This is a genomic window from Bacteroides sp. D20 (genome assembly GCF_003436255.1).
Taxonomy (GTDB): Bacteria; Bacteroidota; Bacteroidia; order Bacteroidales; family Bacteroidaceae; genus Bacteroides; species Bacteroides uniformis.
The window spans coordinates 48,421-70,677 of the sequence record NZ_QSOO01000010.1; the positions used below are offsets into that span (position 1 = coordinate 48,421).

Consider the following 22,257-nt stretch of genomic DNA (forward strand, 5'->3'; position numbering starts at 1 on the left):
CAAATTACTCATTTAAGCCTATATAGTTTCCCTTTAAAGTCTTCCAATAAATAAATCTTATCAAATTTGCTATGAATAAAAAAACTGAGCAGCTGAGTATCTTCAATATAGTAGGAGCTGTTTTTAAGGTTTCCCGTTACTAATAGTAACCAGATTGGGCTATTACAGTTCCTTATATATTGTTCGAGTTTCTCTTCTTTTTTTAGAATTGCTTGTTTAATAATAGAAGGAGAAAGGGGAGGGCCAAAACTATTAGAACGAATACTTATTCCTTTTGAACTATATTTCTGTAGTCTTATATTTTCCACATAAGGATTAGGGATATTTCTATCATATATTATATATTCTTTAAATACATTTGTTACTGTTTTTATTACTTCACTTTTTTCTGATAATGAATAATTTGCTGTAGGGAGAATATCACAATTTGCAAAGAAATTAGGTATGCTGGAATCTGCTAATAAATTCTGTTCTACACTTCTAATGATTGTTTCAAAACAGCCTTCTTGTTCTCTTAAAGATTTATTTACTATTATCTGATGTTCTAATCCAATAATTCCTTGATTAGTATTTAATAAACAGTCTGGTGATTCTGAAAGTCTAAATATGGACACAGATTCATTAAGTAACATTATAAACTTACCAATATGACATATTTCAGTGGTCTTTTTATTATTTCCTTTAACTTCATCAAGGTATTTCCCTATGATAGCAAAAAGTTTCTTTTCACTCTCATTCATCCAATCAATTAGTTTGTTATGCTCCATTTCAATATTTATGAGAAGTCAAAAATACAAAAGAATCTCCATAGTCCAATAAACTACAGAGATTCTTTTAAGCCTATTTCAAACCTTCACTTCCAAATACATATTGAAGAACCTTCAAGTTTGCTTCATTCTCAATCTTGAAGTCTCTTTCAATGTATATATCTGTGACTTTCATGGCTTCATCAATGTGATTAAGTGCTGCATGAACAGCATATTTATCAATACCTACCTTGTTGACTGCTAAAGTAGCCCATGAGTGTCTTGCTGCATAGTACTCCAAATCATCTATTTTCAAAAGTTTTCCAATCTCTTTGAGTCCTATATTTATAGCCTTATTGAAGTTGCCAGCAGTTGAATAAGTATGATAGAAATTAAATATTCTATTTTTTGTTTGGTCTTGGTATTTTTCCATTAGTGGTTGAAGAATAGGGGAGACTATAACTTTCATTTTGGCTTTATCTAACCTTCTGTCTTTGGTTTTACTTCTGTAGTAGGTGATTGCTTTTCCTTCCAGTGTAGAGCAACTGTATAAGTCTATTGAGTTCATTCCCATCAGGCAGAAAGATATAATGAAGCAATCTTTGGCTAAATTATATGGGCATTTCTTCTCTTTTCCTGTGTTGTTGTATTGATAAGGTAATTCCCATATCTTTTTGATGGCTTCTGCTGGTATGGCTCTCTTTCTTGTAGCCTCTTGCTTAGGTATTTCTAAGTTATCAAAAGGTGAATTGGGCACTAAGATGATATTTCTATCATAGTCATTATATCTTTTTTTGACTTCATTGTATAGATGTCTGAGGCATCCAATATATAAAGAGAGCATTCTGTTGGAAGGTATTCGTTTTCCATGTTTCTTTAATTCCTCAATTCTTTGGGCTCTTTTTAATTGTAGGTAGTTCATGAAATCTTTTAATAGCTTTTTAGTTATTTGGTCTGTATTCAAGTGTTCTTTTCCAAGATAAGTTATGAAAGCATTAATAGATGTCTGGTAGTTGGCTTTTCCTTTTAATTGAGTAGTCTTCAACCACTCTTTTGAGAACTGAATGAAATCTATGGTAGTCTTTCTTTCATTTTTAACCTTGATGCACTCTATTATATCATTTAAGCTGTAATTAGCTGTTTCCAATGGGAGGGAAGCACATAATTCTTGATATTGCCTAACAATATTATTTGCTTCCTTAATAAACTTGGGATTCTTTATTTTGAATGCCTTGGTGAGGTCTTCCTTCCTTACATAGATAGAAGTAGGCAGTCTTTTGACTTCTCTCTTATAAGTCATTCTGATTTTGACATTATACGTACCATCACTCTTTTGTTTGCCTTTTAATACTTCGGCTTTGATTGTTATCATATCTATTGTTTTTGGGGGAACAACAATAGACCAACAATTACATAATTTATAGTATAATGAAAGGGGGTTCCAAAGAATTCATATAAAAGAAAAGGATTGATAACCTTTTGATTATCAATCCTCTCTAAGAGCGGAAGACGGGGCTCAAACCCGCGACCCTCAGCTTGGAAGGCTAATGCTCTATCAACTGAGCTACTTCCGCAATTTTTTGTGGGCAAAGATGGATTCGAACCACCGAAGGCGTAAGCCAGCAGATTTACAGTCTGCCCCATTTGGCCACTCTGGTATTTGCCCTTTTGCACTTAAGATTCTATCTCAATTCTCTCATTGAGTAGGTTTGTTTCTCAATTGCGGTGCAAAGATACGACTATTTTTGTAAACTCCAAGCAAAATCTATCATTTTTATTGCAGTAATTGCACATTCGTCTCCTTTATTACCCAGCTTGCCACCGGCGCGGTCTTCTGCTTGCTCCATAGTATTGGTAGTAATTAATCCGTAAATTACTGGTACATCGCCACTTGCGTTTAATTGGGTAATTCCTTGGGTAGCACCCATGCAAACATAGTCAAAATGTGGAGTATCTCCTCTGACTACACAACCAATTGCAATAACTGCATCGACTTCGCTGTATTCGATAAGTTGGTTGGCGCCGAAAGTCAGTTCAAAACTGCCGGGTACTGTTTTTACCAGAATATTTTCATCTTTGGCTCCATGTTTTTTTAAGGTGTCTATGGCACCTTTTAGGAGAGCGCCGGTAATATTATAATTCCACTCAGATACAACGATGCCGAATTTCATTTTTTCCGCGCTGGGTACAGAACTGAAATCGTAGTCTGAAAGATTGTGATAAGCTGTTGCCATAAATAAGGAATTAAGAATTAATAATTGAAAATTAAAGGGAGAGGAGAGATAAAAGAGGCACGGACTACACGGATTCACGGCTATTGTGTCTTTCCGTGTTTTCCGTGTAATCCGTGCCTGAGATATTTTTATAATAAGGTATATTACTTCTTCAATAGTTTGGCTTGTTCGATATACTTATCGATATCCATTGCCTGGTATGAACGGAAGTATTTATCCTTGATAGTGGTATACGCCTGGATTGCATCGTCATACTTACCTTGCTTTACCAGGATTTCTCCAGCTTGCAGCAGGTAGATGGGGCTGAGGGAGTTGTTGTCGGCTTCGTTGGCGGCTTTCAGCAGCATGGAAGCGGCTTTGTCCAGTTGGCCGAGCTGCGCATAGCAGTTACCCATAGCACCTTTCATGGCAGGAGCTACCATTTGGTCGTCTCCGTCAAAGCTGTCCAATGCTTTCACTGCTTCGTCATATTTACCGAGGTGTGCATAGCAGAGACCCATATAGGCTTTTGCAAGATTGGCTGCTTTTGTGCCGCTGTATTCGTCTGCCACTTTTACAAATCCGGCAAAACCGATACTATCACCGTTCAGTGCTTGTGCATAAGCGTCTGCTTCGAAGTATTCTTGCCCTTTGAATAAGGCAGCTTGTGCTTTTTCTTCACGGGGGTCTGCATAAAGGTTCTTGTACATCACTACACCGGCAATGATGATGATTACTGCTACTACAGTGCCGATGATTGCTTTTTTGTTCTTAATGAAAAAGGCCTCCGATTGTGTCAGTGCATCCTCCACGTTTAAGGCTTCATTCGTCTTTTTTTGTTCTGCCATTTTTATATAATCTTTTTGTTATTATTCTTATTTATCTATTTCGACCCGCAAAAGTAAGTTTTTTATAGCTATCAACGAAATTTAGCGGCATCTTTTTTTGTTTTGTATCAGAAAACACCGAAATTATTTCTACTTTTCAATAAGCCGGGCTTCACCTCTGTATTAAAAATAAGCAGGCTTATTTTGTACTGCTTTCGGTTTTGCATTATCTTTGTAACCGAACTCATCGTTACTATAATGATACTGAAACGTATATCTATACTCAATTATAAGAACTTGGAGCAGGTGGAGCTTTCATTCTCGCCCAAGTTAAACTGCTTTTTCGGACAGAACGGCATGGGGAAAACGAACCTGCTGGATGCGGTGTATTTTTTGTCTTTCTGTAAAAGTGCCGGTAATCCCATTGATTCCCAGAATATCTGCCATGATGCCGACTTCTTTGTTATTCAAGGGTTTTATGAGGCTGCCGATGGGACTCCTGAGGAAATCTACTGTGGTATGAAGAGGCGCCAGAAGAAACAGTTCAAGCGAAACAAGAAGGAGTATACGCGTTTGTCGGACCATATCGGCTTCCTGCCTTTGGTCATGGTCTCGCCTGCCGATTCGGAGTTGATAGCAGGAGGCAGTGATGAACGCCGACGTTTTATGGATGTGGTTATCTCGCAGTACGACAAAGAGTATCTGGATGCTTTGATACGATACAATAAAGCTTTGGTGCAGCGGAATACCTTACTGAAGAGTGAACAGCCGGTGGAGGAAGAGCTCTTTCTGGTTTGGGAGGAGATGATGGCACAAGCCGGTGAAGTGGTGTTCCGTAAACGTGAGGCCTTTATCCGTGAGTTTATTCCTATTTTCCAGTCTTTCTATTCATTCATTTCGCAAGATAGGGAGAAGGTGGGATTAAGCTATGACTCCCATGCCCGCGATGCCTCTTTGCTGGAAGTACTGAAGGAAAGCCGTGCTCGCGACCAGATTATGGGCTATTCGTTGCGCGGTGTGCACAAGGACGAGCTGAATATGCTTTTGGGAGATTTCCCCATCAAGCGTGAAGGGTCGCAGGGGCAGAACAAGACTTATCTGGTAGCGTTGAAGCTGGCACAGTTTGATTTCCTGAAACGTACCGGGACCACTGTTCCCTTGTTGTTGTTGGACGATATCTTTGACAAGCTGGATGCCTCGCGTGTGGAGCAAATCATCAAGTTGGTGGCAGGCGACAGTTTTGGGCAGATTTTTATAACCGATACCAACCGCGAACACCTGGACCGTATTCTGCATAAAGTGGGCAGTGATTATAAGATGTTCCGTGTGGAGCAGGGAACGGTTGCCGAAATGAAGGAGGAAGAGGCATGAAGCGCAATAATGCCGAACAGATAGGTGAACTTATCCGTCATTACCTCAGGCAGGAAAGTCTGGAGTCTCCGCTGAATGAACGGCGGCTTATCAGTGCGTGGCCCGAAGTGCTGGGGCCTACCATTGCCTCCTACACCCGTGAACTTTATATAAAGAACCAGGTGCTTTATGTGCACCTCACTTCTGCTGCTTTGCGCCAGGAACTGATGATGGGGCGCGAGTTGCTGGTGCGCAACTTGAACCGTCATGTGGGGGCCCAGGTCATAACGAATATCATATTCAGATGAGCATCCTCAGCTCATCTATTCTTTCAATCTTCAGTTCCTTCAATTCCCGGACTGCCCGGTCATAATACATCGGAGTTTCCAAATCCTTGTTGTCATGCGCATCCAGTCCGATGATAGCTGTACAGCCTTCATTGGCAGCGATTCGCCAGAACTCCGGGCATGGGTAGGTGGATAAACCGTGCGCTTCATTGTAGGCTACATAGCCTATATTGTATTCCAACGGGACATTCAGGCGTGCAGCAGTACGGCAGATGTGCCGGCTGATGGTAGTGCAATGGTGGTCGAACTTCGGATAGGAGCGCATGAACAAGTCCGGATGGGCAAGGCAAGAGAATAATCCGCTTTCCATACCTTCGATGGCGCTCTCTTCGTAAAGGTCGAGCATGTCGCGGCTGTTCGTATGATGGCCGAAGTAGGGAAACTTTTCATCGGTGTGGTAATGATGGTTTCCGAAGATGATATAGTCCAGTTGGTACTTCTTGATTTGTTCTTTCAGCCAATGGATATATTGGGGGAAGTATTCACATTCAAGTCCTATTCTGATGTCTATCCGGTCGTGGTATTTCTTACGGAGCGTCTTGAGACTCTCCACGTAGCCGGGAAGCTCTTCGGGGAGCATCCGCATGTCGGCTACGTAGTCGGTACGGTATTTCCAGGGAGTGTGGTCCGAAAACCCGAGTATCCGGTAACCGCCTTTGATGGCACTGAGCACATAGTCTTCATCATCTCCGGTGGCATGCATGCAGCGTGTGGTGTGTGTATGATAATTAGTTTTCATTGCGTTATGATTTCATCCATGCGTATATCAAACGGTTCTGCAGGAACTTCTTCTACGAGTTGAAACGGGAAGCAGATGCCGGCTTTGTAGGCTGATGGGATGCGGGGCAGAAGCCGGTCATAGTAACCTTTACCGCGCCCCAGGCGGTTGCCGTTACGGTCGAATGCCACGCCGGGAACCACTATGAAGTCTATGTCTGCATAGTCGGTAAATAGCTCGCCGGTTGGTTCTTCGATGCCGTATGCGCCAGGTTTCAAGTCTTCGGGTCCGGTGTACAGCCGCAGTTCCAGGTCGTCACCTACAACTACCGGAAGCAGTATCCGCTTTTCGCGGCTCCACTTCCGGATAAATTCGTGTGTGTCCACTTCGTCTTTGAGAGAGTGGTAGAGCAGTACGGTTGTTGCCGCCCTGAAAGCGGGGTGTGCCTCGAGGGCGGCAAGTATTTCAGCAGACTGACGCGTAGCGGAAGAGCTGTGTCGGGTCTTCAACAAAGCTACCTGCCTGCGCAGTTCTTTTTTCCTTTCCATCATCTTTTTTATCCTCTATGATTGGTGTTGCTTCCGGAGCTTTGGGGAATGCCTCGCCACGTTCCAGAATATCCAATGCTTTCTTGACGGTAGCATCGCTCTGGTTGATGTAGCGGATGTATTGCTCCCTTCCCAGTATGTTATAGATAATGTTGCCGTAAAGACTTCTTTCCAGTAGCTTGTAGGACTTGTGGATAAGCAGGTTGCGCCGCTTTACTCCCTTGGAGTCTGCAAAACGTACAAACTGCTCCACAATACTCTGGTGGCGAAGGTACTTCAACAAATCTTCTTCATTGTCGTATTCACTCAATTTCGCACGGTTGCGGTCGGTATACTGGAAGCTGAATTGCAGAATCAGTCCCTTGTTGCTTACTTCTATCAGGTAAGAAGATACTCCGGTGGTGTCTTGCGGAACGAATACGTCCGGCATAATGCCACCGCCGCCGTATACGGGTCTGCCCAAACCGGTAGAGTAACGCAGGTTTTCGTCCAGTTTGATGCTGTCTTTGGAGAAGAACTCGCCGTGTTCGTAACGGGTAATCCAGTCCATTTCGTATTTGCTGTCCTTGCCGTTCTCGTAGGGGCGCTGGATGCAACGGCCCGATGGGGTGTAATAACGGGCAATGGTCAGGCGGATGGCGGAACCGTCACTGAAGTCGATGGGTTGCTGTACGAGTCCCTTGCCGAAGGAACGGCGTCCTACAATGGTTCCGCGGTCATTGTCCTGAATGGCGCCCGCAAAGATTTCGCTGGCCGAAGCGGAACTCTCGTTTACCAATACCACTAGCGGCAGCTTCTGGCAACTGCCGGTACCGTTGGCATATTCCTCCATGCGGGGATATTTGCGGCCGTGGGTATATACAATCAACTTCCCTTCCGGCAGGAATTCGTTCACCATGCGTGTGGCGGCTTCCATGTATCCTCCGGTATTGTCGCGCAGGTCGATAATCAGGCCTTTGCACTTCTCGTGGCTCAGTTGGGCAATCGCATTCAGCAGCTCCACGTGTGTGGTACGTCCGAATTTGCTGATTTGTATATATCCGTAGTCATCGTCGAGCATATAGGCTGCGTCAATGGTGTTTTGCGGGATGTCACCGCGTGTGATGGTGAAGTCGAGCAACTCCTTTTCCGTGGCACGCTTGACGCCTAACTTCACTTGGCTTCCTTTCGGACCTTTCAGGTTGCGCATGGCCTTTTCGTTTGTCAGGCCTTTGCCTGCAAACAGACTGTCGTTGACCATTACAATGCGGTCGCCTGCCATCAGGCCCACTTTCTCGGACGGTCCGCCGGGAATCACGCTGTTTACGTGTATCGTGTCTTCTTGAATGGTGAACTGGATACCTATACCGCTGAAGCTGCCTTCAAGTTCGGAGTTTACCTCTTCCAGCTTCTGTGCGGGGATGTAGGTGGAGTGGGGGTCGAGTTCCGCCAATATCTGTGGCATGGCCTTCTCTACCAAATCGGTCATGTTGACGGTATCCACATACTGGTCATCAATAACACGCAGCAAGGCATTCAGCTTGTTGGACGAGCTATTGATGATTCCCAGTTTATTACCGGCAAAATGCCTGGCATAAAACGTTCCGATAAGGATTCCCGCGACTACGCTGATTGCGATGATGAGCGGCATAAAGCGGGAAGTATTTTTTGTACTCATGATGTTTATTTACTATTAGACTATTTACAATTTACTATTTGGCTGCGCATGCAACTTTCAACTTTCCATTTTCAACTTTTCATTATCCATTGAAATAAACACTACCTCGATGCCTGCCCGTTTCAAAAGTTCGATACCATCTTCCAGGCGGTATTTCTCGGAGTAGACTACCCGTTTGATGCCTGCCTGGATAATCAGTTTGGAGCATTCTATGCAGGGGGAGGCAGTGACGTACATGGTGGCACCGTTACTGCTGTTGTTTGAACGGGCTATTTTGGTAATGGCGTTTGCTTCGGCATGGAGCACGTATGGTTTGGTGACGTTATTCTCATCTTCGCATACATTCTCAAAACCGGAAGGGGTACCGTTGTAGCCGTCAGAGATAATCATCTTGTCTTTTACAATCAGTGCACCGACCTGGCGGCGTTGGCAATACGAATTTTCGGCCCAAATGCTTGCCATACGTATATAACGCCTATCCAATGCTTCTTGTTTGTCTTTTGTAGAATCGTCCATCATATTTATGCTTTATCGTTGCGGGGTGAATCCCATGACTCTGGTTGTCGGTCCGTCTTTAAAATAGAGGGTCAGTGAATTGGCATCCCCTTCATACTTGTACACGTTTTGCAATCCGGAGATGAATGCCTTGGCCAGTGCATCGCTTTCTGCAGCCCCCGTAACCTTCACACTGATGCTGAGCGAGCCTGAAGCTCCGTCGGCTTTCCAAGTGCCGTTGACGCTTGAGTTGATGCCTTGTCCGTTGACGGTGGTGCCCATCAGTTCTCCATCCAGTTCAGTACCTTCAAAATTGAGGGTGAAGGTGCTTTTCTGATTATATAGCTTGTCCAGACTCTTCTTCATCTCTTCCTCATTGTTGTTCCAAAGGTTTGGATAGAATTGGGCATTGCTGCCTTTATTGGTGAGTCGGCTGAGCTTCCATGTCTTCCCGGTGAATATTCCGATAACATCGTCCTCGTTGTCGCAACCGCTTAGCAGGGGGAGCAGCGAAAACATGAGCAACATGCAAAAGATGTTCCTTATAAGTCTCTTCATTTCTTTATTCCATTTCTGATTAATAATGCGTCGATTGTAGGCTCTTGTCCGCGGAAGCGTTTATAGAGCGTCATCGGATGTTCCGTTCCGCCTTTGGAAAGGATATTCTCTCGGAAGGAGGCGGCAGTCTCCGGGTTGAAGATGCCCGTCTGCTTGAATAGCGAGAAAGCATCTGCATCCAGCACCTCTGCCCATTTATAACTATAGTATCCGGCAGAATATCCTCCGGCAAAGATATGGGAGAATTGTGTGCTCATGCAGGTTTCTGCCACAGAAGGCAGAATCTGTGCTTTTTCCCAAGCCTTCTTTTCATAGGCTTTCACGTCACCTTCAAACGGGGTGTTACGTGTGTACCAAGCCATATCGAGCAGGCCGAAGCTAACCTGGCGGAGGCAGGCGTATGCCGCGTTGAAGTTGGAGGAATCCACAATGCGCTGTACCAGTTCGTCCGGTATCAGTTCTCCGGTTTGGTAATGGCGGGCAAACGTATGCAGGAATTCCTTTTCGATGGCAAAGTTCTCCATGAATTGGGAGGGGAGTTCCACAAAGTCCCAATACACATTGGTCCCGCTTAGGCTTCCGTAGGTGGAATTGGCAAACATACCATGCAGGCTGTGTCCGAATTCGTGCAGGAAGGTTTCTACCTCGCCGAAGGTCAACAAAGCAGGTTTGTCCTGTGTCGGTTTGGTGAAGTTCATCACAATGGATATGTGGGGACGGCTGTTCTCACCGGTCTTTTCGTCAATCCACTGTTCCTTGTAGCTGGTCATCCAGGCTCCCGAGCGCTTGCCTGCTCTGGGGTGGAAGTCGGTATAGAACACGGCAAGGAATTTCCCGTCTTTGTCGAAGACTTCGTAGGCATCCACATCCTTATGATAAACGGGAATATCCGGATTCTTCTTGAAGGTGATGCCATACAGCCTGGTTGCCAGGCCGAATACGCCTTGCTTCACGTTGTTCAGCTCAAAGTAAGGGCGGAGCAGCTCATCGTCGATATTGAACTTCCGGTCTTTCAGTTTATGGGAATAGTACGCCCAGTCCCACGGCATCAGGACGAAGTCTTCTCCTTCCGCTTGGCGTGCCAGGGCTTGCACTTCTGCATATTCTTGTTTGGCGGTAGGCGTGTAAGCCTCCAGCAGTTGGTCCAGCAGCTTATACACGGACTCACTGTTTTGTGCCATGCGCTCCTGGAGGTTGTATTCGGCGAAGTTGTCATAGCCTAGGAGTTGGGCAATCTCCATACGGACATTGGCCAGTTTCTTTACGATTTCCAGATTATTGCTGGCGTTGTCATGCGTACACTTCGTATTGTAGGCCATATATAGCTCACGGCGCAGGTCACGGCTGTCTGCGTAGGTCAGAAAAGGGCCATAGCTGGGAGCCTGCAGGGTGAATACCCAGCCTTCGACGCCTTTTTCCCCGGCTGTCTCTGCAGCGGCTTCTACCGCGCTCTCGGGTAGCCCGGCCAGTTGTGACTTGTCGGTGATGACAAGCTTGTAGTCGTTCGTTTCTTTCAGGTTGTTTTCGCTGAACTGCAGCGTCAGCAGGCTGAGCTCTTTGCATAAAGCCCGGTATTTCTCCTTGGCTTCTCCCTGGAGGTTGGCGCCGTTGCGTACAAAACCATTGTAAATATCTTCCAGCAGCTTGTGCTGTTCCGGGTTCAGCGTCTCTTTGTCTTGCTGCTCGTAAACCGCTTTGATGCGTGCAAACAGCTCTTCGTTCAGGCTGATGTTGTTTTCATGCTCGCTCATCATCGGCATGATTTCCTTGGCCAGTTCCTGCAGGTCATCGTCCGTTTCGGCACTGAGCAGATTGCCGAATACAGTGCTGACACGGTGGAGCATCTCACCGGACTTCTCGTAGGCCAACACTGTGTTGGCAAATGTCGGGACTTCCGGATTGCGGATGATGGCCTCTATTTCCGCATTTTGGCGGCGGATGCCTTCGCGGATGGCGGGTACGTAATCTCCGGTCTTAATCTTGTCGAACGGGACAGTGCCGTGCAGCGTGGAGTATGTTTCAAAAAAAGGATTTTGAGACGATATAGTGTTCATAAAGCAAAGCAATATTAGAGTTAGTATAATCTTCATCATGTTTAAAGGGTCTGATAAAAAACGAACTAGCTGCAAAATTGCAAAAAAAATAGGCGACTTCTGCAGAAGTCACCTATTTTTTATTATTTTCTAACTGTATATTAGCAGTTAACTGATGCCATGTGAGCAATCAAGTCAAGAACCTTGTTAGAATAACCGATTTCGTTATCATACCAAGATACAACCTTAACGAAAGTATCAGTCAAAGCGATACCAGCCTTAGCGTCGAAGATAGAAGTGCGAGTGTCACCCAAGAAGTCAGAAGAAACAACTGCATCTTCAGTGTAACCCAGAACACCCTTCAATTCGCCTTCAGAAGCTTCCTTCATGGCAGCGCAGATTTCAGCGTAAGTAGCGGGCTTAGCCAAGTTAACTGTCAAGTCAACTACAGATACGTCCAAAGTCGGAACACGCATAGACATACCAGTCAGTTTGCCGTTCAATGCCGGGATAACTTTACCTACAGCCTTAGCAGCACCGGTAGAAGACGGGATAATGTTGCCGGAAGCAGCACGACCACCTCTCCAGTCTTTCATAGAAGGACCGTCAACTGTCTTCTGAGTAGCAGTTGTAGAGTGAACAGTAGTCATCAAACCGTCAGTGATACCCCATTTGTCGTTCAATACCTTAGCGATAGGAGCCAAGCAGTTGGTAGTACAAGAAGCGTTAGATACGAATTGAGTACCCTTAACGTAAGTCTTTTCGTTAACACCGCAAACGAACATCGGAGTGTCGTCCTTAGAAGGAGCAGACATTACAACATATTTTGCGCCGGCTTCGATGTGAGCTTGAGCTTTGTCTTTGCTCAAGAACAAGCCAGTAGATTCAACAACGTATTCTGCCTCTACTTCGTTCCATTTCAAGTCAGCCGGGTTTCTTTCTGCAGTGATGCGGATAGCCTGACCGTTAACGATCAGCTTGCTGTTTTCAACATCAGCTTCGATAGTACCGTCGAACTGGCCGTGCATAGTGTCATACTTCAGCATGTAAGCCAAGTAATCTACCGGGCAAAGGTCGTTGATACCTACGATCTGAATATCGTTTCTCTTCATTGCAGCGCGGAATACGAAACGTCCGATACGTCCGAATCCATTAATACCTACTTTAATCATTTTGTTTAAACTTTTAAGGGTTTTATAATGTTTAAAAATAAACTTTCGCTTACTAATTGCAATTCTTTCTGATTTGCGGTGCAAAAGTAAGAAAATGTTTTTATATTCGTAACCAAAATCATAATTAAATAATTGAAAAGATGGGAAAAAGTTCATTTTTACAGGAATTTAAGGCTTTTGCCATGAAGGGCAATGTGATAGACATGGCCGTCGGTGTGATTATCGGTGGGGCATTCGGAAAAATCGTCTCCTCCATTGTGGCAGATGTGATTATGCCTCCTATCGGGCTGCTGGTGGGCGGTGTCAACTTTACAGACTTGAAGTGGGTGCTGAAACCTGCCGAAATGGTGGACGGAAAAGAAATTGCTGCCGTGACCCTGAATTACGGTAATTTCTTGCAGGTCACCTTCGACTTCCTGATTATAGCATTCTCTATCTTCATGTTCATAAAGTTGTTGACCAAGCTGACTGAAAAGAAGAAAGAAGAGGCGCCTGCCGCTCCTCCGGCTCCCCCTGCCCCGAGCAAGGAAGAGGTGCTGCTGACCGAAATCCGTGATTTGCTGAAAGAAAAGTAATATCGAAGCGGAACTTCATAGGGATGTCAAAACCCTCTTGACGCTTTTTTTAGGCGCGGAATTCTAAGACCTACACAAGTTTTTGCACAGGAAACTTGCGTAGGTCTTAGAATTCCGCGCCTAATATTATAACATGATGAAAGCGTTCATGGCTTTTGATACATTCCCTAATGCATTTAACTCTCCCCGGTACCGCCGGAAACTGTCCCTTTTTATACTAAGCAGTAATCTTACCACAGCCGTGGTAAGAAAATAACATTGCTGTGGTAAGCAAGTTGCATAGCTGTGGTAAGAAAACAGCACGGTTGTAGTAAGAATAGCTTTTAGTATCCTTGTGGATAGTTCTAGCCTGAAATTAAAGCTGTTTTTAGTAAAAAAACGTTTTTCTGTCACATTATCCCTGATAATTCCTTTACTTTTTCTACTTTTGCAAATCATTTATTAAAGTCTATACGGATTTATATGCAAGAGAAGATTATTATTCTTGATTTCGGTTCGCAAACCACGCAGCTCATCGGCCGCCGGCTGCGCGAATTGAATGTCTATTGCGAGATTGTACCTTACAACAAATTTCCATACGGAGATGAGAGTGTAAAAGGAGTTATCCTTTCGGGTAGCCCCTTTTCTGTTTATGATAAGAGTGCATTCAAGGTAGATTTGAGCGGGATTCGTGGGAAATACCCCATTCTGGGTATCTGCTACGGTGCGCAGTTTATCTCCTACAGCAACGGTGGACGGGTGGAGCCGGCAGGAACCCGCGAGTACGGACGTGCCCATCTCGGTTCTTTCGATTCGGAGAATGTCCTTTTCAAAGGGGTAAGGAAGAATACCCAAGTATGGATGAGCCATGGAGACACGATTACAGCCATTCCCGACAACTTCAAGATTATAGCTTCTACGGACAAGGTAGCGATTGCTGCTTACCAGGTGTCCGGCGAGGAGATGTGGGGAGTGCAGTTCCATCCGGAAGTATTTCATAGCGAGGACGGTACGCAGATGCTGCGCAACTTCGTGGTGGACGTATGCGGTTGCAGCCAGAGCTGGAGCGCCGCATCGTTTGTAGATACTACTGTGGCCGAACTGAAGGAGCAGCTTGGCAACGACCGAGTTATCCTGGGACTGAGTGGCGGTGTGGATTCTTCGGTAGCCGCTGTGTTGCTGCATCGTGCCATTGGCAAGAACTTGACCTGTATCTTTGTGGACCACGGACTGCTTCGCAAGAATGAGTTCAAGAATGTGATGCACGACTACGAATGCCTGGGACTGAACGTGATTGGCGTGGATGCCAGCGAGAAGTTCTTCAAGGATTTGGAGGGAGTGACCGAGCCTGAGCAAAAGCGTAAAATCATCGGCCGCGATTTTATCGAGGTCTTCGATGCCGAAGCGCACAAGATAACCGATGCCCGTTGGTTGGCACAAGGCACCATTTATCCCGACCGCATCGAGAGCCTAAACATTACGGGCAAGACCATCAAGAGCCATCACAACGTGGGCGGTCTGCCCGAGGAGATGAACCTCCGTCTGTGCGAACCGTTGCAGTGGCTGTTCAAGGACGAAGTACGCCGCGTGGGACGCGAATTGGGAATGCCCGAACATTTGATTACCCGTCATCCTTTCCCCGGTCCGGGACTGGCTGTCCGCATCCTGGGGGATATAACACCGGAGAAGGTGCATACTTTGCAGGAAGCCGACGATATTTTCATTCAGGGCTTGCGTGACTGGAAAGTGCAGGATGCCGACGGCAACGAGACATCGCTCTACCATCAGGTCTGGCAGGCGGGCGTCATTCTTCTGCCCGTACAGAGTGTGGGCGTGATGGGCGACGAACGCACCTATGAACGTGCAGTGGCCTTGCGTGCCGTCACTTCCACCGATGCCATGACAGCCGACTGGGCGCATCTGCCCTACGAATTCCTGGGTAAGGTGTCCAACGACATTATAAATAAGGTGAAAGGTGTGAACCGCGTGACCTATGACATCTCTTCAAAACCACCCAGCACAATAGAATGGGAATAAGACCTACTGAAATTATTAACTTAAAAACAATATAGAAGAATGAAGCAGGATATGATTGTGATTCTGGATTTGGGAAGCCATGAGAACACAGTGCTTGCCCGGGCGATTCGTGCGTTGGGAGTATATAGCGAAATCTACCCGCACGACATTACTGCCGCCGAACTGAAGGCCTTGCCGAATGTGAAAGGCATCATCATCAACGGCGGCCCCAACAATGTGGTTGACGGGGTGTCCATCGACGTGTTGCCCGAGATTTACGAAGCGGGATTCCCCGTAATGGCTGCCGGACACGACAAGGCGCTGTGCGAAGTGAAGCTGCCGCAGTTTACGGATGATGTGGAAGCCATCAAGGAGGCTGTGAAATCTTTCGTATTCGATACTTGCAAGGCTGAGGCGAACTGGAACATGACGAATTTCGTCAACGACCAGGTGGAGTTGATACGTCGTCAGGTGGGCGACCGTAAGGTGCTGCTGGCACTGTCCGGTGGTGTGGATAGCTCCGTGGTGGCCGCTTTGCTGCTGAAAGCCATCGGAGACAAGCTGGTTTGCGTACACGTGAACCACGGACTGATGCGTAAGGGCGAATCGGAAGCCGTGGTGGAAATCTTTGGCAAGGAGCTGAAAGCTAACTTGATATACGTGGATGCTACAGACCGTTTCCTCTCCAAGCTGGAAAACGTGGCTGACCCGGAAGAAAAGCGCAAGATTATCGGCGGAGAGTTTATCCGTGTCTTTGAGGAAGAAGCCCGCAAGCTGGACGGTATCGACTTCCTGGGACAAGGTACCATCTATCCCGATATTGTAGAGAGTGGCACAAAAACAGCCAAGATGGTGAAGTCTCATCACAACGTAGGCGGTCTGCCCGAGGATTTGCAGTTTGAATTGGTGGAGCCGTTGCGCCAGCTGTTCAAGGACGAAGTACGTGCATGCGGTGTAGAGCTTGGATTGCCGTACGAGATGGTTTACCGTCAGCCGTTCCCCGGTCCCGGATTGGGAGTACGTTGTCTGGGAGCCATTACCCGTGACCGCTTGGAGGCTGTACGCGAGTCGGATGCCATTCTGCGTGAGGAATTCCAACTGGCAGGCCTGGATAAGAAGGTATGGCAGTATTTCACTGTGGTGCCCGATTTCAAATCTGTGGGTGTACGCGACAATGCACGTTCGTTCGACTGGCCCGTCATTATCCGTGCCGTCAACACAGTGGATGCCATGACCGCTACCATTGAGCCGGTGGACTGGCCCATCCTAATGAAGATTACCGACCGTATTCTCAAGGAAGTGAAAACCGTCAATCGCGTTTGTTATGATATGTCTCCGAAACCCAATGCGACTATCGAGTGGGAGTGAGATTGACCAATGATAATGATAGCCTCACCTTAAAAACGGTGGGGCTGTTTTTTTTATAACAAAACAACAAAGAATAGAACAATGAAACTTTTATGTATGATTGCTGTCTTTTTGTGCATCCCCTGGGTAGCCTCTGACGCACAGAAGCAGGACTGGGGAAATTTGAAACGCTATGCAGAGGCAAACAAGGAACTGGTACGGAAGGGAAAACAGAAGGACCGGGTGGTTTTTATGGGCAACTCCATCACGGAAGGATGGGTGGCAAACGATGCCGCTTTCTTTGAAGACAACGGTTATGTGGGCCGTGGTATAGGCGGGCAGACTTCTTCCCATTTCCTGCTCCGTTTTCGCGAAGATGTCATCAAGCTTGCTCCGGCGCTGGTCGTGATAAATGCAGGTACCAATGACATTGCGGAAAATGCAGGCGCTTATAATGAAGAATACACTTTTGGAAATATAGTGTCTATGGTAGAGCTGGCACGGGCCAATAAGATAAAGGTGATTTTGACGTCTGTGTTGCCTGCCGCTGCCTTTGGCTGGAATCCTTCGGTGAAGGATGCTCCGCAAAAGATAATGCAGCTGAATGCCAGAATCCGGAAGTATGCCCAGGAAAACAAGATTCCTTATGTCGACTATTACAGTGAGATGGTGGAAGGCGACAATAAGGCTCTGAACTCCTCGTATACCCGGGATGGGGTACACCCCACTCTAGAAGGGTATAAAGTGATGGAAGCCTTGATAAAGAAAGCGATAGACAAGGTGTTGTAGGAAATCTCGGTTCAGGTGGCCTATAAGAGCTTTTCTGCGTCGGGAATCATCATCTCGCCTCTGTGCAGTTCGAGCAGGCCTTTCTCCTGCATGCTGTTCAACGCTCTTGATACTCCCATACGGGTATCATTGACCACCTGAGCCAATTCTTCCATTTTTATTTTCAGTATTTTCCTGCCTGACGGACGTTCGATATGTGTCAGGATAAAGTTGCCGATACGTTTCTCAAGGTTGTCGGTGCTTTCTGCCCAAAGACGGCTGTTTAGGCTTTGGGCGCGGTTGCTGATGATATTCATGTAATTCAGGCGGAATATGTCATATTTGAACAATTCGCTCATGACGAAAGCCTTGCTGATGCTCACTGTGTGGGTCTCGGTTTGGGCGGTATAGGCCGAGACGTAGGAGGTGCTCATCCCGAACAGAGATTGTGGCTCGATGACATAAGGTGCCTGAAAATATTCCGTGGAGCTGTATGATGTATTCGCAGATGAAGTACATGAGGAGATTTCACCTTTCAATACGAATATCAGTTGACTGCATGTGTCACCGGCTTTCACGATAACTTCGCCGGCTTTATGCTTTGTAAAGCTCAGCTTGACTTTCCCCAGGATATTGGTAAAGTCTTCTTGTGCGAGTCCTTGAAAGAGTGGCAGTTGCAGTAATGTATCAAACATTGTATTCATAATGCTTTTTCTTCTTGTTTTGAAACAAAAGTAGATATTATCAAGGTGTACTGTAAACTCTTTGCCCCTCTTTTTGTTTTTTTTATTGTTTCTTAAACGTGCTATTCAATCCTTGTAGACGAATCCTCATCCTTCTCCTCTTCCTTCTTATCGTCCTCATCCTCATTGTTTTCCTCATCTTCGTCTTCCTCTTCGTCTTCCTCTTCGTCTTCCTCTCCGGCAAACGGATCGGGCCGTTGGGGACCGTATTCCATAAAGCCTATGGCGCATAGCGTGCCTGCTATGGCTCCGCTAAGGTGTCCTTCCCAGGAAGTGGTGGCTTTGGCAAATTGTGGGAACATATTCCATACCAGGCCGCCATATAGGAACGTTATCAACAGTGAAATGGCGATAAGCGGTACATGTTTGCGCAGAATGCCGCTGAAGAACAGAAAAAAAGCCAGTCCGTATATGATGCCGCTGGCTCCGATATGCCATCCCGGTTTCCCTATAAGAAAGGTAAGCGCACCGCATCCTATCCAAATGGCAAAGAAGATGTAGGGGGCTATATGCCGGTAGAAATAGAACAGACACCACATCAGGAAAAAGAGTGGAATCGTATTGGCGAACAGATGCTTGAAACTGCTGTGTACCAGTGGATGTGCGAAAATTCCGAACACGCCCCGCTGTTCCATCGGATATACTCCCAGTCGTGTGAAGTTCCAATCCATGCCTGTCTCCAAAAACTTTAAAATGTATAAAATGAATAGCAGGAATAGGGGTATAACCGCCGCCAATGCCATTCTGCGTATATCATGCTTCATATTTCGTACAGTGATTGCTATTTTTGTACAATACTACGGAATATTTGACGAAAACCGAAAAAAAACTGACTTTTTATTTTGCCTATAAGCTTTAATTCGTATTTTTGGGCATCGCTACATGGCTTGTAGCGCATATACCGAAATAATTAACCTTTAAATAATGCACAACTATGAGTTATTTACGATTTGACAAGACCCTGATGATTAATCTGCAAGAATCTTTGCCAAGGGAGATATTGCGGACGAATAGGTCGGGAGCCTATCATTGTACAACAATTGTAGATTGTAACACACGCAAATATCACGGTCTGTTGGTGATACCGGTCCCCAACCTCGATGATGAAAACCATGTGCTGCTGTCTTCTTTGGATGAAACTGTAATTCAGCACGGTGCGGAGTTCAACCTGGGGTTGCATAAGTATCAAGGAAACCACTTCAGTCCTAACGGGCACAAGTATATCCGAGAGTTTGACTGTGAAAATATCCCCACAACTACCTATCGTGTAGGAGGCGTCATCCTTCGTAAGGAAAAGATTTTCGTACACCATGAAAATCGGATTCTGATTCGTTATACCTTGGTCGATGCCCATTCGGCAACCACACTTCGTTTCCGCCCTTTCCTGGCATTCCGCAGTGTGCGCGAGTACACGCACGAAAATGCGCAGGCAAGCCGCGACTACCAGTTGGTAGAGAATGGCATTAAAACCTGCATGTATCCCGGTTATCCGGAGTTGTTCATGCAGCTCAACAAAAAGAATGAGTTCCACTTCCAGCCTGACTGGTATCGTGGTATCGAGTATCCCAAAGAACAGGAACGCGGATATGACTTCAACGAAGACCTTTATGTGCCGGGATATTTTGAAGTGGATATAAAGAAAGGGGAAAGCGTTGTCTTCTCCGCCGGTATCTCCGAGATTTCTCCCCGCAAGCTGAAGCAGACTTTTGAGTCCGAGGTGGCCGACCGCACTCCGCGTGACAGTTTTTACCACTGTCTGAAAAACTCGGCGCACCAGTTTCACAACAAGCAGGGGGAGGAGCATTATGTGCTTGCAGGCTATCCTTGGTTCAAGTGTCGCGCCCGTGACTTGTTCATCTCCCTGCCGGGTCTTACTTTGGCCTTAGGCGAGCAAGATGAATTTGAAGACGTGATGAAAACAGCCGAAAAGGCTATCCGTGAGTTTATCAATGGAGAACCTTCCTCCTATAAGATATACGAGATGGAGCATCCGGATGTGCTGCTGTGGGCTGTCTGGGCTTTACAGCAGTATGCCAAGGAGACTTCGCGTGAAAATTGCCGGCAGATGTACGGTAATCTTCTCGAGGAGATTGTTGACTATATCCATGAACGCAGGCATGACAATCTCTTCCTGCACGAAAACGGACTGTTGTATACCAATGGCACCGAGAAAGCGGTTACCTGGATGAACTCTACCGCCAATGGCCGCCCGGTTATTCCACGTACGGGCTACATTGTAGAAGTGAATGCACTGTGGTACAATGCCCTGCGTTTTGTAGCCGATATGGTTCGGGAGGGGGGCAATGAAATTCTTGCCGATACACTGGACGCTCAGGCAGAAATCACCGGAAAGTCTTTCGTAGACGTCTTCCGCAATGAGTATGGCTATCTGTTCGACTATGTGGATGGTTATATGATGGACTGGAGCGTACGTCCCAACATGATATTTACCGTTGCCTTTGACTATTCTCCGTTGGATAGGGCCCAGAAGAAACAGGTGCTTGATATTGTGACGAAAGAACTGTTGACTCCGAAGGGCTTGCGTACACTGAGCCCCAAGAGTGGCGGATACAATCCGAATTATGTAGGTCCTCAGATTCAAAGAGATTATGCCTATCATCAGGGTACGGCATGGCCGTGGCTGATGGGTTTCTACATGGAAGCATATCTGCGTATCTATAAAGTGAGTGGCGTGTCGTTTGTAGAGAGATACCTCATCGGTATGGAAGATGAAATGACTTCCCACTGTATTGGCGCATTGCCCGAACTCTTCGATGGTAATCCTCCGTTTGTTGGAAGAGGGGCGGTGTCATTTGCCATGAATACGGCGGAAATCCTGCGTATCTTGAAGTTATTGTCTAAGTATAATTTATAATAGGAGGAACGAAGATGAAAGTTTTAATGTTTGGATGGGAATTTCCTCCCAAAATATATGGTGGTCTTGCGGTTGCTTCTTATGGAATAACTAAGGGATTAAGTTTGCAGGGTGATGTGGAAACTACTTTCTGCATGCCCAAGCCGACGGGCGAAGAAGAGGACTTCTTGAAGATAGTGGGCATGAACCAGGTGCCTATCGTGTGGCGTGATGTCGATTACAATTATTTGAAGTCGAGGCTGACGCGCAACATGACGCCGGAAGATTATTATTCTTTTCGTGACCATATCTATTCGGATTTCTCTTATATGCACGTCAATGACATAGGCTGCATGGACTTTGCCGGCGGTTATCCCGGCAACCTGCACGAAGAGATAAACAACTTCTCGGTGATTGCCGGAGTAGTGGCTCGCCAGCAGGAATTTGATATTATTCATGCCCACGACTGGCTGACGTATCCCGCCGGAGTGCATGCCAAGATGGTGAGCGGAAAGCCGCTCTGCATCCATGTCCATGCTACTGACTTTGACCGTTCACGTGGAAAAGTCAATCCTACCGTCTATTCTATGGAGAAGAACGGTATGGATTATGCCGACTGCATCATGTGCGTGTCCGAACTGACCCGCCGCACGGTTATTGAGCAGTACCATCAGAACCCCAAGAAGGTGTTTGCCATGCACAATGCCGTCTATCCTCTCTCGCAGGAATACCAGGACATTCCACGTCCCGACCATTCCAAAGAGAAGATTGTGACATTCCTGGGCCGTATCACCATGCAGAAGGGACCGGAATACTTTGTGGAAGCAGCTTCGCTGGTATTGCAGCGTGCCCGCAACATCCGCTTTGTTATGGCCGGTTCGGGAGATATGATGGATGCCATGATTAATCTGGCAGCCGAGCGGGGCATCGCCGACCGGTTCCACTTCCCGGGCTTCATGAAGGGAAAGCAGGTATATGAGGTTTACAAGAACAGTGATGTATTCGTTATGCCTTCCGTTTCCGAGCCTTTCGGTATCGCTCCGCTGGAAGCCATGCAGTGTGGGACTCCTTCCATCATTTCCAAGCAGTCGGGATGCGGTGAAATTCTTGATAAGGTCATTAAGACCGATTATTGGGACATTCATGCAATGGCCGATGCCATTTATTCCCTCTGCACTAATCCCGCTCTCTTCCAATATCTGCAGGAGGAAGGCAGGAAAGAAGTGGATGGAATCACGTGGGAAAAAGTAGGCTTGAGAATCCGCGCCCTCTACGAGGATGTGTTAAGAAACTATGGTAAATAACAAAAAC

General features: G+C 46.3%; 21 protein-coding genes and 2 tRNA genes. 8 read left to right on the top strand and 15 right to left on the bottom strand.

Going from position 1 to position 22,257, the window contains the following annotated elements; translation table 11 throughout:
• Window positions 1–8 precede the first annotated feature (8 nt).
• The 6 genes from DXD78_RS11775 to DXD78_RS11800 all read right to left on the bottom strand — a co-directional run bounded on the left by DXD78_RS11775 (window position 9) and on the right by DXD78_RS11800 (window position 3,807).
• A complete protein-coding gene (locus tag DXD78_RS11775) occupies window positions 9–767 on the bottom strand; it encodes a hypothetical protein (RefSeq protein WP_098032563.1) in 759 nt (252 codons plus the stop codon).
• A gap of 73 nt (window positions 768–840) precedes the next feature.
• Complete coding sequence (locus DXD78_RS11780) at window positions 841–2,118, bottom strand: phage integrase SAM-like domain-containing protein (RefSeq protein WP_098032564.1); 1,278 nt, start codon at window positions 2,116–2,118, stop codon at window positions 841–843.
• Between the two features lie 129 nt (window positions 2,119–2,247).
• Window positions 2,248–2,320: transfer RNA gene (locus tag DXD78_RS11785), tRNA-Gly, on the bottom strand.
• A gap of 9 nt (window positions 2,321–2,329) precedes the next feature.
• Window positions 2,330–2,412: transfer RNA gene (locus DXD78_RS11790), tRNA-Tyr, on the bottom strand.
• Window positions 2,413–2,485: 73 nt separating this feature from the next.
• Window positions 2,486–2,980: a 6,7-dimethyl-8-ribityllumazine synthase gene (gene ribH, locus DXD78_RS11795; protein WP_005823623.1), complete on the bottom strand. Its 495-nt coding sequence runs from the start codon at window positions 2,978–2,980 to the stop codon at window positions 2,486–2,488.
• 143 nt (window positions 2,981–3,123) lie between these two features.
• Entirely contained in the window at window positions 3,124–3,807 is a 684-nt protein-coding gene (locus tag DXD78_RS11800; protein ID WP_005823621.1) for a tetratricopeptide repeat protein, read from the bottom strand.
• Window positions 3,808–4,044: 237 nt separating this feature from the next.
• On the opposite strand from DXD78_RS11800, the gene DXD78_RS11805 reads away from it, so the two are divergent.
• Both DXD78_RS11805 and DXD78_RS11810 read left to right on the top strand, forming a co-directional pair.
• Window positions 4,045–5,157, top strand: a complete 1,113-nt coding sequence (locus tag DXD78_RS11805) for a DNA replication/repair protein RecF (protein WP_005823617.1) — start codon at window positions 4,045–4,047, stop codon at window positions 5,155–5,157.
• On the top strand, window positions 5,154–5,444 hold the full coding sequence (locus tag DXD78_RS11810; protein WP_005823615.1) for a DUF721 domain-containing protein: 291 nt from the start codon (window positions 5,154–5,156) through the stop codon (window positions 5,442–5,444). Before DXD78_RS11805 ends, DXD78_RS11810 begins: the two co-directional genes overlap by 4 nt.
• Here DXD78_RS11810 and DXD78_RS11815 read toward each other — a convergent pair.
• The 7 genes from DXD78_RS11815 to gap form a co-directional block, all read right to left on the bottom strand.
• On the bottom strand, window positions 5,437–6,222 hold the full coding sequence (locus DXD78_RS11815) for a histidinol-phosphatase (protein WP_034528806.1): 786 nt from the start codon (window positions 6,220–6,222) through the stop codon (window positions 5,437–5,439). The genes DXD78_RS11810 and DXD78_RS11815 overlap by 8 nt on opposite strands.
• Window positions 6,219–6,749 (bottom strand): 5-formyltetrahydrofolate cyclo-ligase, encoded by a 531-nt coding sequence (locus tag DXD78_RS11820; RefSeq protein ID WP_034528803.1) that lies wholly within the window; start codon window positions 6,747–6,749, stop codon window positions 6,219–6,221. Before DXD78_RS11820 ends, DXD78_RS11815 begins: the two co-directional genes overlap by 4 nt.
• On the bottom strand, window positions 6,667–8,406 hold the full coding sequence (locus tag DXD78_RS11825) for a S41 family peptidase (protein ID WP_005835451.1): 1,740 nt from the start codon (window positions 8,404–8,406) through the stop codon (window positions 6,667–6,669). Before DXD78_RS11825 ends, DXD78_RS11820 begins: the two co-directional genes overlap by 83 nt.
• Window positions 8,407–8,463: 57 nt before the next feature.
• On the bottom strand, window positions 8,464–8,922 hold the full coding sequence (locus tag DXD78_RS11830) for a dCMP deaminase family protein (protein ID WP_005835453.1): 459 nt from the start codon (window positions 8,920–8,922) through the stop codon (window positions 8,464–8,466).
• Window positions 8,923–8,934: 12 nt separating this feature from the next.
• On the bottom strand, window positions 8,935–9,459 hold the full coding sequence (locus DXD78_RS11835; protein ID WP_009037063.1) for a DUF4847 family protein: 525 nt from the start codon (window positions 9,457–9,459) through the stop codon (window positions 8,935–8,937).
• On the bottom strand, window positions 9,456–11,513 hold the full coding sequence (locus DXD78_RS11840) for a M3 family metallopeptidase (RefSeq protein ID WP_034528799.1): 2,058 nt from the start codon (window positions 11,511–11,513) through the stop codon (window positions 9,456–9,458). Before DXD78_RS11840 ends, DXD78_RS11835 begins: the two co-directional genes overlap by 4 nt.
• Window positions 11,514–11,653: 140 nt before the next feature.
• A complete protein-coding gene (gap, locus tag DXD78_RS11845) occupies window positions 11,654–12,664 on the bottom strand; it encodes a type I glyceraldehyde-3-phosphate dehydrogenase (protein WP_005835458.1) in 1,011 nt (336 codons plus the stop codon).
• Between the two features lie 140 nt (window positions 12,665–12,804).
• Between gap and mscL the strand changes: the two genes are divergently transcribed.
• The 4 genes from mscL to DXD78_RS11870 all read left to right on the top strand — a co-directional run bounded on the left by mscL (window position 12,805) and on the right by DXD78_RS11870 (window position 17,370).
• A complete protein-coding gene (mscL, locus tag DXD78_RS11850) occupies window positions 12,805–13,239 on the top strand; it encodes a large-conductance mechanosensitive channel protein MscL (protein ID WP_005835461.1) in 435 nt (144 codons plus the stop codon).
• A gap of 462 nt (window positions 13,240–13,701) precedes the next feature.
• Window positions 13,702–15,255 carry a glutamine-hydrolyzing GMP synthase gene (guaA, locus tag DXD78_RS11860; protein ID WP_005823593.1) on the top strand — a complete coding sequence of 518 codons (1,554 nt, stop codon included), beginning with the start codon at window positions 13,702–13,704 and terminating at the stop codon, window positions 15,253–15,255.
• Between the two features lie 39 nt (window positions 15,256–15,294).
• Window positions 15,295–16,602, top strand: a complete 1,308-nt coding sequence (gene guaA, locus DXD78_RS11865; protein WP_005823591.1) for a glutamine-hydrolyzing GMP synthase — start codon at window positions 15,295–15,297, stop codon at window positions 16,600–16,602.
• A gap of 81 nt (window positions 16,603–16,683) precedes the next feature.
• Window positions 16,684–17,370: an SGNH/GDSL hydrolase family protein gene (locus tag DXD78_RS11870; protein WP_005823589.1), complete on the top strand. Its 687-nt coding sequence runs from the start codon at window positions 16,684–16,686 to the stop codon at window positions 17,368–17,370.
• Between the two features lie 20 nt (window positions 17,371–17,390).
• Here the strand turns inward: DXD78_RS11870 and DXD78_RS11875 are convergent, their stop codons facing one another.
• Together DXD78_RS11875 and DXD78_RS11880 are read right to left on the bottom strand one after the other, a co-directional pair.
• Complete coding sequence (locus DXD78_RS11875; protein ID WP_005823588.1) at window positions 17,391–18,053, bottom strand: Crp/Fnr family transcriptional regulator; 663 nt, start codon at window positions 18,051–18,053, stop codon at window positions 17,391–17,393.
• Window positions 18,054–18,154: 101 nt separating this feature from the next.
• Window positions 18,155–18,856, bottom strand: coding sequence for a rhomboid family intramembrane serine protease (locus DXD78_RS11880; protein ID WP_009037060.1), 702 nt, complete (start codon window positions 18,854–18,856; stop codon window positions 18,155–18,157).
• Window positions 18,857–19,026: 170 nt separating this feature from the next.
• Here DXD78_RS11880 and DXD78_RS11885 point away from each other — a divergent pair, with 170 nt between their 5' ends.
• Window positions 19,027–20,967, top strand: coding sequence for a glycogen debranching enzyme N-terminal domain-containing protein (locus tag DXD78_RS11885; protein WP_005823580.1), 1,941 nt, complete (start codon window positions 19,027–19,029; stop codon window positions 20,965–20,967).
• A 14-nt stretch (window positions 20,968–20,981) separates the two neighbouring features.
• On the top strand, window positions 20,982–22,250 hold the full coding sequence (locus DXD78_RS11890) for a glycosyltransferase family 4 protein (RefSeq protein ID WP_005823578.1): 1,269 nt from the start codon (window positions 20,982–20,984) through the stop codon (window positions 22,248–22,250).
• Window positions 22,251–22,257 lie beyond the last annotated feature (7 nt).